A 9,577-nucleotide genomic window follows, 5' to 3' on the forward strand; every position below is an offset into this window, starting at 1 on the left:
GACGGCGGGCGGGGCAAAGGCCCTACCTCGCCCGCCGTCACCCTCCACCCTTGTCCGCCTCGATTCGATCAGCGCCCCGCTCTGTGCACTGCCCAGCGAGGATCCCCAGCCAGGGAGGCAGCCCGTGTCAGCACATGCCGTTCGTACCGGAGTCTGGTTCATCGGAGCACGCGGCTCCGTCGCCACCACCGCCATGGCGGGCTGCGCGGCCGTCGCGGCGGGGCTCCACCCGGCGGCAGGCATGGTCACCGAGACCGCGCCGTTCGCCGGCAGCGGGCTGCCGGCGCTGACCTCCCTGGTCTTCGGTGGACACGACACCGTCGGCTGTCCGCTCCCCAAACGGGCGGAGGCCCTGGCCGCCGGGGGAGTGCTCCCGCACGGGCTGCCCTCCGCCGTACGGACCGAACTCGCGGCCGCCGACGCCGAGATACGCCCGGGTGGCCCGCTGCCCGGCGACACCCGCACCGACGAGGAACTCATCGCCGCGTTCGCCGCGGACCTCACCGACTTCGGCCGCCGGGGCGACCTGACCCGCACGGTCGTCGTCAACGTCGCGTCGACGGAACCCGTCCCGGAGCCCGGTGAGAACCGGCTCCCCGCCAGCTCGCTCTATGCCGCAGCCGCGCTCCGGGCCGGCTGCCCCTACATCAACTTCACCCCCTCCACCGGACTGCGCGCTCCCGCGCTCCAGGACGCCGTCGCGGCCTGCGGACTTCCTCACGCGGGCCGCGACGGCAAGACGGGCCAGACGCTGCTCCGCTCCGTACTCGCCCCGATGTTCGTGCAACGCGCCCTGCCCGTACGGGCCTGGTCCGGCACGAACCTGCTGGGTGGCGGGGACGGAGCGGCGCTGGCCGACCCCGGCGCGGCAGCGGCCAAGAACGCGGGCAAGGAGCGCGTCCTCGCCGACACGCTCGGCGCGACGCCCGAGGGGGAGGTGCACATCGATGACGTGCCTGCGCTCGGCGACTGGAAGACGGCCTGGGACCACATCGCGTTCGACGGGTTCCTCGGCGCCCGCATGGTCCTCCAGACGACCTGGCAGGGCTGCGACTCGGCGCTGGCCGCCCCCCTGGTCCTCGACCTGGCGCGGCTGCTCGCCCGCGCCCAGGAGGTGGGCCTGACCGGCCCGCGGCCCGAACTCGGCTTCTACTTCAAGGACCCGGACGGCGGCCCCGCCGCACTGTCCGAGCAGTACATCGCGCTGCTGGCCTTCGCCGAACGGCTGCGGGGGGAGAAGTGACAGCTACCGTACGGGCCTGGGCCGAGCTGCTGCGGATCTCGGCGCTGTTCACCGTCCCCGGGGACGCACTCGCCGGGGCGGCGGCCATCGGACTGCGTCCCGGCCGCGGCACCGCGCTGGCCGTCGGCGCCTCCCTCTGCCTCTACGAGGCGGGCATGGCCCTCAACGACTGGGCCGACCGCGACGAGGACGCCGTCGACCGTCCGCACCGCCCGATCCCCTCGGGCCGGATCACCCCGGGCGCGGCCCTCACGGCAGCGGGCGCGCTGACGGCCGCGGGTCTGACCCTCGCCGCCCGCGCCGGACGCCCGGCCCTGACGGTGGCAACCGGCCTGGCCGCAACGGTCTGGGCCTACGACCTCCACCTGAAACACACCCAGGCGGGCCCGGCCGCGATGGCCACGGCGCGCGCCCTCGACCTCCTGCTGGGCGCCACCGCGACATGCGGGGCAGGCGCGAATCCGGAGCACTCCGGCACGCGCACGGTCACCGCGCCCGGCCCGGCGACAGGCCTCGTCCGGGCACCCGCGCCCACCCCGGGACCCGCAGGGAAGCCGCGCCGCGGACCGATCGCCCGGCTCGTCGGCAGGGGCGGCCGCGCCATGGCGAAAGCAGCCGCGGATGCGCAGCCGCGCCAAGGGGAGCGGTCCCGGCAAGCAGCCCTCCCGCTGCGCGCCGCACTCCCCGCCGCCGCCCTGCTCGGAGCGCACACCTACGCCGTCACCGCCGTCTCGCGCCACGAGGCGCAGGGCGGTTCCACCGTCGCACCCCTCTCCGCGCTCGCGGCGGTCATCGCGCTCGGCGCCACCGCGGCGCGCGAGCAGCGGGGGTACCGGGACGTGCCCCCGGCCCTGGGAGGCGGCGCGGCGGGGGACAACCACCGCCTCGTACCCGGAGCACCCGCACCCGCGAACACCCCCACCGGCCCCTCGCCCCGCCTCCTCGTCACCGCACTCACCGGTGCCTACCTCCGGACCGTCACCGAGCCGCTCCTCCACGCCACCTTGAACCCGTCCCCGCCGCTGACCCAGCGCGCTGTCGGCAGCGGCATCCGGGCGATGATCCCGCTCCAGGCCGCGCTCGCCGCCCGTGCCGGAGCGGCCGGCACCGGGCTCGCCGTCATGGGGCTCGTCCCTCTCGCCCGCACACTCGCCCGGAAGGTGAGCCCCACATGACCATCCGCCTCGGCTACGGCACCAACGGGCTCACCGACCTCCGCCTCGACGACGCCCTCGCGCTCCTCGCGGGCCTCGGGTACGACGGCGTCGGCCTCACCCTCGACCACATGCACCTCGACCCCCTCGCCCCGGACCTCGCCGCCCGCACCCGCCGCGTGGCGCACAGACTCGAACAGCTCGGGCTGGGTGTCACCGTCGAGACCGGTGCCCGCTATGTCCTCGACCCGCGCCGCAAGCACGGCCCGTCCCTCCTCGACGCGGACCCGGAGGCCCGCGCCGCCCGCACCCGGCTCCTGGTCCGGGCCGTCGAAGTCGCCGCCGACCTGGGCGCCCACGCCGTGCACTGCTTCAGCGGCATCACCCCACCCCACACCACACCCGATACGGCCTGGCAGCGGCTGACCGACGCCCTGGCCCCGGTGCTCGAAGCCGCCGACCGCACCGGCATCCCGCTCGCCATCGAGCCCGAACCCGGACATCTCCTCGCCGATCTCTCCGACTTCCACCACCTGCGCATCCTCAGCGGCGACCCCGAAGCACTCGGGCTCACCCTCGACATCGGCCACTGCCAGTGCCTGGAGTCCTCCTCACCGGCGGACTGCGTCCGGGACGCCGCACCCTGGCTGCGCCACGTCCAGATCGAGGACATGCGCCGGGGCATCCACGAGCATCTGCCGTTCGGCGACGGCGAGATCGACTTCCCGCCCGTACTCGAAGCGCTCGACACACTCGGCGACACCGGATACCGCGGCCTCACCGTGGTCGAACTGCCCCGCCACTCCCACGCCGGCCCCGAACTCGCTCGCACGTCCCTCGACTTCCTTCGCTCCCGCATCCCGTCGAAAGTCCCGAACGACTCCCCGAAGGGAGCAACGTCATGCCGATGACCCCGCAGACGCCCCCGCTGCAGACCCGCGGGCAACTCGACGGCCGGCTGAGCGGCGCCGCACGTGCCTGGCTCGACGAGGCGCTCGCCGAGGCTGCGGACGCCGCCGTCCACGAGGACACCGCACCCCGCGGCCCGTACGCCGCACCCCCGTGGGAGCTGCGGTTCGCCGCCGCGGGCCGGCACTGCGGACCGGAGCACGCCGACTCCGTACGCGCCCTGCTGCTCCTCGAAGCCCGAGCCACCCTCCCCGCCGTGACCAGGCTCTACGAACAGGGCACCGCCGCCGAGCGGCGCGCCGTCCTCCTCACCCTCCACCGGCTGGACCTCGGCCCCACCGCCCTCCACCTCGTCGAGGACGCCCTGCGCACCAACGACACCCGGCTGGTCGCCGCCGCCGTCGGTCCGTACGCCGCCGCCCACCTCGACACGCACCAATGGCGCCACGCCATCCTCAAGTGCCTCTTCACCGGAGTCCCCGTCGCGGCTGTCGACGCACTGGCCCACCGCGCCCACGGAGACGCGGAACTCGCCCGCATGCTGGGCGACTTCGCAGCCGAACGCACCGCCGCCGGCCGCACCGTTCCCGGCGACCTGCGCCGCGTCCTCACCCTCACGGCCGCCGCCCCCACGGAGGAGTCCTGATGCGCATCTTCGACCCCCACATCCACATGACCTCCCGCACCACGGACGACTACCAGGCGATGTACGACGCAGGCGTCCGCGCCCTCGTCGAACCCTCCTTCTGGCTCGGCCAGCCCCGCACCTCGCCCGCGAGCTTCTTCGACTACTTCGACGCCCTGCTCGGCTGGGAACCCTTCCGGGCGGCCCAATACGGCATCGCCCACCACTGCACGCTCGCCCTCAACCCCAAAGAGGCGAACGACCCCCGCTGTACCCCCGTCCTGGACGCCCTGCCCCGCTATCTCGTCAAGGACTCCGTCGTCGCCGTCGGCGAGATCGGCTACGACTCCATGACCCCCGCCGAGGACATCGCCCTCGCCGCCCAGCTGCAGCTCGCCGCCGACCACGGGCTGCCCGCCCTCGTCCACACCCCGCACCGGGACAAGCTCGCCGGTCTGCGCCGCACCATCGACGTGATCCGCGAATCCCACCTCCCCCCGGAGCGGGTCCTGCTCGATCACCTCAACGAGACGACCGTGAAGGACGCCGCGGACAGCGGCTGCTGGGCCGGTTTCTCCGTCTACCCGGACACCAAGATGGACGAGGACCGCATGATCGCGATCCTCAAGACCCACGGCACCGAGAAGATCCTGGTCAACTCGGCCGCCGACTGGGGCAGGAGCGACCCCCTCAAGACCCGGAAGGTCGGCGATGCCATGCTCGCCGCCGGGTTCAGCGACGACGACGTCGACCAGGTGCTCTGGCGCAACCCCGTCGCCTTCTACGGCCAGAGCGGCCGCCTGCAACTCGATCTCGCCACCCCCGATCCACTCCACGAGGGGAACTCCATCCTCCGTGGCGGGGAGTGACCCGATGCGCTTCCGCCACCCCGACGGATCCACCGTTCACCTCGCCTACTGCACCAACGTCCACCCCGCCGAGACCCTGGACGGTGTCCGCGCCCAACTGCGCGACCACTGCGAACCCGTCCGCAAACGCCTCGGCCGCGACCGCCTCGGTATTGGCCTCTGGCTCGCCGGGGACGCCGCGAAATCCCTGATCAACGACCCCGCCCAGCTGCGCTCCCTGCGCGCCGAGCTCGACCGCCGCGGCCTCGAAGTCGTCACCCTGAACGGCTTCCCGTACGAAGGGTTCGGCGCCGAAGAGGTCAAGTACCGGGTGTACAAGCCGGACTGGACGGACCCCGAACGCCTCGCCCACACCACGGACCTCGCCCGGCTGCTCGCCACCCTGCTCCCCGACGACGTCACCGAAGGCACCATCTCCACGCTCCCGATCGCCTGGCGCACCCCGTACACCGGCGACCCGGAAGCCGCCCGCACCGCACACACCGCCCTCAGCACCCTCGCCGAACGGCTCGACGCCCTCGCCGAGCTGACCGGCAAGTCCATCCGGATCGGTCTCGAACCCGAACCAGGCTGCACGGTCGAGACCACCGCCGACGCCGTCGCACCGCTCACCGCCGTCGGACACGACCGCATCGGCATCTGTATCGACACCTGCCATCTCGCCACCTCCTTCGAGGATCCGGACACCGCCCTCGACGCACTTGCCGCAGCCGGCATCCAGGTCGCCAAGTGCCAGCTCTCCGCCGCACTCCACGCCGAACAGCCGCACCTGGCCGAGGTACGCACCGCGCTCGCCGCCTTCGCCGAACCCCGCTTCCTCCACCAGACCCGCACCCGGACCACGCACGGACTGCGCGGCACCGACGACCTCGACGAGGCGGTCACCGGCCAGGCACTGCCCGACGGCACCCCGTGGCGCGCCCACTTCCACGTCCCGCTGCACGCACCCCCCGCCCCACCGCTCACCTCGACCCTCCCGGTGCTCCAGTCCACGCTGACCCGACTGGTCGGCGGAGCCCGGCCGCTGACCCGTCACCTGGAGGTCGAGACGTACACCTGGCAGGCGCTCCCCGCCGAGCTGCGCCCCCGCAGCCGGCCGCAGCTCGTCGACGGCATCGCCGCCGAACTCACCCTCGCCCGCGACCTCCTGGTCGACCTCGGCCTCAAGGAGCTCCCGTGACACCGGTCGAAACGGGCACGTCCCCTACCGGCGCCCCCACCCCCCTCCTCGTCCTCGACGTCGTCGGCCTCACCCCCCGGCTCCTCGACCACATGCCGCATCTCGCGTCCCTCGGCCGGTCCGGCACCCACGCCCCCCTCGGCACCGTGCTGCCCGCCGTCACCTGCGCCGCCCAGTCCACCTTCCTCACCGGCACCACCCCCGCCGAACACGGCATCGTCGCCAACGGCTGGTACTTCCGCGAGCTCGGCGACGTCCTCCTCTGGCGCCAGCACAACGGACTCGTCGCCGGGGACAAGCTCTGGGACGCCGCCCGCCGCGCCCACCCCGGCTACACCGTCGCCAACATCTGCTGGTGGTACGCGATGGGCGCCGACACCGACATCACCGTGACCCCGCGCCCCGTCTACTACGCCGACGGCCGCAAGGAACCCGACTGCTACACCCGCCCGCCCGCCCTTCACGACGAGCTCACCGAAAAGCTCGGCACCTTCCCCCTCTTCCACTTCTGGGGACCCGGCGCCGACCTCGTCTCCTCGCAGTGGATCATCGACGCGACCCGGCACATCCTGGACACCCGCCACCCCGACCTGGCCCTGTGCTACCTGCCGCACCTGGACTACGACCTGCAGCGCTACGGGCCCGACGACCCCCGCGCGTACCGGGCGGCGGCCGAACTCGACCGGGCCATGGCCCCGCTGCTCGACGACGCCCGCCGCGAGGGGCGCACCGTCGTCGCGCTCTCCGAGTACGGCATCACCCGCGTCGACCGCCCGGTCGACATCAACCGGGCACTGCGCCGCGCCGGCCTGCTGGAGGTCCACACCCAGGACGGCATGGAGTACCTGGACCCGATGGCCTCCCGCGCCTTCGCCGTCGCCGACCACCAGCTCGCCCACATCTACGTACGCCGTCCCGAGGATCTCGATGCGACCCGTGAAGCTCTCCAGGACGTCCAAGGCATCGAACAGCTCCTCGACGACGAGGGCAAGAAGGCTCACGGCCTCGACCACCCGCGCTCCGGCGAGCTCGTCGCCGTCGCCGACCCGGATGCCTGGTTCACGTACTACTACTGGCTCGACGACGCGCGCGCCCCCGACTTCGCGCAGCTCGTCGAGATCCATCGCAAACCCGGTTACGACCCGGTCGAACTCTTCCTGGACCCCCAGGACCCGTACGTCCGGGTCAAGGCGGCCACCGCCGTGGCCCGCAAGAAGCTCGGCATGCGCTACCGCATGGCGGTCGTTCCCCTCGACCCGTCACCCATTCGCGGCAGCCACGGCCGCCTCCCCATGAGCGACGAAGAAGGTCCGCTCATCCTCTGCTCCACCCCCCACGCGTTCACCGGCCCCGTCCGGGCCACCGAAGTGAAGTCCCTGCTCCTCAAGCTTGCCGGCCTCGCATGAGCCCGGTCCGCGCCCAGCGTTTCGAGCAATCTTCGAGAAAGAGAGAGACCGTGACCGCGTACAACGACGAATCCGGAACCGACGGCGCCCTGCGCCGCAGCCTCGGCGTCAGTCGCCGCCGCTTCCTGAGCACCTGCACGGCCGCTGCGGCAGCGGCGATCGCCGCGCCCGCCTTCGGCGCGTCGCCGGCCCTCGCCCAGACCGCATCCAGCAATGGGCAGGGCGTCGGCCAGGCTCTCGTCCCGGCGGCGAGACGAGGAATCATCCTGTACACCGTGCGCGACGCCACGGGCCGGGATCCGCTCACCACCGACCTTCCCTCGGGCTTCCGTGAGGTCTTCAAGGAGCTGGCCCGCTACGGCTACCAGCAGGTCGAGTTCGCCGGGTACGGCCAGCACGCCAACGCACCCGGCGGAAACAACCTCGAATCGGTGCAAGGCGCGAAGCTGCTGCGCTCGTGGCTGGACGAGTACGGGCTGCGCGCCCAGGGCAACCACGGCTTCATCCCGTCGTCCTGGCCGCTGAACCAGAGCGACCTGGACCAGTTCAAGCGCCACCTCGAGATAGCGAACATCCTCGGCATGGAACACATGGGCACCGGTGGCGACCCCACCGGCAGCGCCTACCGTGCCGACTGGGACGTGGCCGCCGACAAGTGGAACACACTGGGACAGATCGCTCAGGGTGCGGGCATCAAGCTGTACACCCACAACCACGACGCGGCCTACGGCTTCCTGCTCGACGGCGGTCCGCTGGACGCGCAGGGCCGCCCCACCCGCAGCTCCGGCATCCGCAAGCTCGAGTACTTCCTTCAGGTCACCGACCCGAAGTCCGTATGGCTGGAGATGGACATCTTCTGGGCGCACGTCGCTCAGTACAAGTTCCACACCTATACCGCGCACGACGGATCGCAGCAGGAGAACATCTTCGACCCGGCGGAACTGGTCCGCGGCAACACCAAGCGCTACCCGCTGTTCCACGCCAAGGACGGCATCGTCAACACAAGCAGCGGCAACGGTTACGACATGGTCCCCTTCGGTACCGGGGCCATCGACTACCGGACGTTCTTCCGTCGCGTCGGGGCGAAGAACTACCACAACCCGATGGTCGAGCAGGACAACGCACCGAGCTCGACCGTCCCCGCGCAGTCCCTGAACCATGCGCGGATCGGCTACGACAACTTGGCGGCGCTGCGGAAGTAGGACCATCGGCGGCACCGGACGGGCGGTCCGCGCCTCACCCCGAATTCCTGACATCGGGGAACAGCGCAAACGCCCGCCCGGTGACGTCAGGCACCGTGCGCTCCCCGGCCGTACTGCACGTGCACGAGCGACGACAGACCGTACACGCGCCGGGCCAACCGCTTCCGTATGCCCGCCATCCCCCCACTGACCCGGCAGCTGTAGTTCTTGATCGTTGACGGATTCGTGCTGGTGAGAGGTCCGATGGGGTGCCCGCAGGAACGAGTACGGCCACCGCGATGATGATCGTCTGTGACAACAGATCAGGACGCGGTGGCCGTGGGCGCCACGATAGCCGGTGGGGTGTGGAGCGAGTGTTTCAGGGCGGCGATGGCGGCGGTGGCCGCCTGCTTCCCGCGACGGGAGTCGCGGCTGCTGGCCAGGGACATGGCCGAGGCGATGCTGACGGGGCTCGAGACCCGCAACTGCTGGACGCTCGCTGAGGCGTTGGGGCACGCGTCGCCGTCCCGGCTGCAGCACTTCTTGTCCCGCGGCGTGTGGGATCACGACGCTGTGCGCGACCGGACGGCCATCTGGGCGGCCGGTGAACTCGCGGAGGAAGACGCCGTGTTGATCGTGGACGAGACGGGGGACGAGAAGTCGTCCACCGACGCCGTCGGGGCGGCCAGGCAATACTCCGGTGCGCTGGGCGGGATCGGTCTGTGCCAGGTCGCCGTCCATCTCACCTACGCCTCAGCACGTGGCCATGCCCCGATCGACCGGGCCCTGTACCTGGGCGCCGACTGGGCCGCCGACGAAGAACGCCGTCTGCTCACCCACGTCCCCGACGACGTGGGCTTCGCCACCAAGCCCGAACTTGCTGCCGCCATGCTCACCCGGGCCCGGCAGCTGGGCCTGCGTGCACGCTGGTTCGCCGGCGACGAGGTCTACGGCGGGCGCGAACTGCGCCGCAGTGCTCGCCGGCTCGGCTTCGACTACGCCCTGTCGGT

The 9,577-nt window shown here is 72.1% G+C and carries 9 protein-coding genes; all 9 read left to right on the forward strand.

Features of this window, described 5'->3' with window-relative positions:
- Window positions 1-124 precede the first annotated feature (124 nt).
- Window positions 125-1,243 (forward strand): inositol-3-phosphate synthase, encoded by a 1,119-nt coding sequence (locus ACGFSA_RS18640; RefSeq protein WP_393305460.1) that lies wholly within the window; start codon window positions 125-127, stop codon window positions 1,241-1,243.
- The gene (locus tag ACGFSA_RS18645; RefSeq protein WP_393305462.1) at window positions 1,240-2,418 is read left to right on the forward strand and encodes an SCO3242 family prenyltransferase; all 1,179 of its coding nucleotides are present in this window, start codon (window positions 1,240-1,242) and stop codon (window positions 2,416-2,418) included. Before ACGFSA_RS18640 ends, ACGFSA_RS18645 begins: the two co-directional genes overlap by 4 nt.
- The gene (locus tag ACGFSA_RS18650; protein ID WP_393305464.1) at window positions 2,415-3,308 is read left to right on the forward strand and encodes a sugar phosphate isomerase/epimerase family protein; all 894 of its coding nucleotides are present in this window, start codon (window positions 2,415-2,417) and stop codon (window positions 3,306-3,308) included. Before ACGFSA_RS18645 ends, ACGFSA_RS18650 begins: the two co-directional genes overlap by 4 nt.
- Window positions 3,299-3,952 carry an EboA domain-containing protein gene (locus ACGFSA_RS18655; protein WP_393305466.1) on the forward strand — a complete coding sequence of 218 codons (654 nt, stop codon included), beginning with the start codon at window positions 3,299-3,301 and terminating at the stop codon, window positions 3,950-3,952. The genes ACGFSA_RS18650 and ACGFSA_RS18655 overlap by 10 nt, the downstream gene beginning before the upstream one ends.
- The gene (locus ACGFSA_RS18660) at window positions 3,952-4,800 is read left to right on the forward strand and encodes a TatD family hydrolase (RefSeq protein ID WP_393305468.1); all 849 of its coding nucleotides are present in this window, start codon (window positions 3,952-3,954) and stop codon (window positions 4,798-4,800) included. The genes ACGFSA_RS18655 and ACGFSA_RS18660 overlap by 1 nt, the downstream gene beginning before the upstream one ends.
- Before the next feature lie 4 nt (window positions 4,801-4,804).
- On the forward strand, window positions 4,805-5,980 hold the full coding sequence (eboE, locus tag ACGFSA_RS18665; protein WP_393305470.1) for a metabolite traffic protein EboE: 1,176 nt from the start codon (window positions 4,805-4,807) through the stop codon (window positions 5,978-5,980).
- On the forward strand, window positions 5,977-7,386 hold the full coding sequence (locus ACGFSA_RS18670) for an alkaline phosphatase family protein (RefSeq protein WP_393305472.1): 1,410 nt from the start codon (window positions 5,977-5,979) through the stop codon (window positions 7,384-7,386). The genes eboE and ACGFSA_RS18670 overlap by 4 nt, the downstream gene beginning before the upstream one ends.
- A 50-nt stretch (window positions 7,387-7,436) precedes the next feature.
- A complete protein-coding gene (locus ACGFSA_RS18675) occupies window positions 7,437-8,588 on the forward strand; it encodes a sugar phosphate isomerase/epimerase family protein (protein WP_393305474.1) in 1,152 nt (383 codons plus the stop codon).
- Between the two features lie 291 nt (window positions 8,589-8,879).
- The coding region (locus ACGFSA_RS18680) for an IS701 family transposase (protein WP_393305476.1) at window positions 8,880-9,577 on the forward strand (698 nt) is incomplete at its 3' end.

The sequence above is a fragment of the Streptomyces sp. NPDC048496 genome, from assembly GCF_043200055.1.
Classification (GTDB): Bacteria; Actinomycetota; Actinomycetes; order Streptomycetales; family Streptomycetaceae; genus Streptomyces.